The organism is Pseudomonas sp. 3A(2025) (genome assembly GCF_054589175.1).
The window spans coordinates 1-1,109 of sequence record NZ_BAAILM010000055.1; the positions used below are offsets into that span (position 1 = coordinate 1).

Consider the following 1,109-nt stretch of genomic DNA (forward strand, 5'->3'; position numbering starts at 1 on the left):
CCGTGCAGGCGCAGGGTGTGCAGCTTGTCGAGGGTCGGGTTGGGCAGCATGTTCAGTTTCCTTTCTCAGGTCAGTGGTAGTAGCCAGGGCCGCGCAGGTTGCTGTGTTCGTCGGGCAGCAGCGGTAGGTTCTGCTGGGCCAGCGGTAACTTCTCCAGCCCTTGGCGCAGGATCGATTCGAGGCTTTTGTAGCTGCACGCGCCCAGGGCCAGTGCGCGTTGACAAGCGGCTTCCAGCCGCGCTTCACCATGCTGTCTGCCCAGACGCAGGATGCCCAGGCAGGGACGGAAGCCGTGCTGTGGGTGGATGCGGCGCTCAAGGATGTGGGCGATGACCCCGGCTGTATTGGGCCCGGTCTGCTCGGCCCAGCGGATCAGCCGTTGCGGCGTCCATTCGGCGTGTTCGCGATGGCCCTTGGGCATGTGTTCGGTCTGGGTGGTGTGGCGCCCTTTGAGGTACGAGCGCCGATGGCTGGCCACACGCTGGTTGCCGTGGAAACATTCGACGATCTGCGCCGTCAGCCGCGCGTCGAGCTGCTGCTTGAGTAACTGATAAGGCACCGAGTAGTAATGACCGTCGACCTCAACGTGGTAGTCCAGATGCACCCGCACTTTTTTCCATTCGGCGTAGACGTACGGATGCTCGGGCAGCGCTTGCAGCACGGGCTGGTCGATGCTTTCGAAGGCTGAGCGGCGCGAGCCGGGCAGCTTCTTGAAGGGCTTTTGATTGAGGCGTTCCAGCAGCACGCCGATGGCGGTGTTGAGCTCGGTCAGCGAGAAAAACTGGCGGTTGCGCAAGACCGCCAGGATCCAGCGTTCGACGATCTGCACACCAACCTCGACCTTGGCTTTGTCCTTGGGTTTACGCGAGCGGGCGGGCACCACGGCCACACCGTAATGCTCGGCAAGATCGCGATAACTGGGGTTGATATCCGGCTCGTAGCGATGCGCCTTGCTGACACCGCTGCGCAGGTTATCGGGCACCAAGATCTGCGGTGTTCCGCCAAGAAAAGCGAAGCAGCGGGCATGCGAGCCCAGCCAGTCGGGAAGTTTCTGCGACCAGGTGGCCTCGGCGAAGGTGTAGCTGGACGCGCCGAGAACGGCGACGAAG

The 1,109-nt window shown here is 62.8% G+C and carries 1 protein-coding gene; it reads right to left on the bottom strand.

Annotated features, from left to right (window positions below):
* Window positions 1-70: 70 nt before the first annotated feature.
* A partial coding sequence (gene istA, locus ACYP2A_RS20455; protein ID WP_459747667.1) for an IS21 family transposase occupies window positions 71-1,109 on the bottom strand: 1,039 nt, incomplete at its 5' end.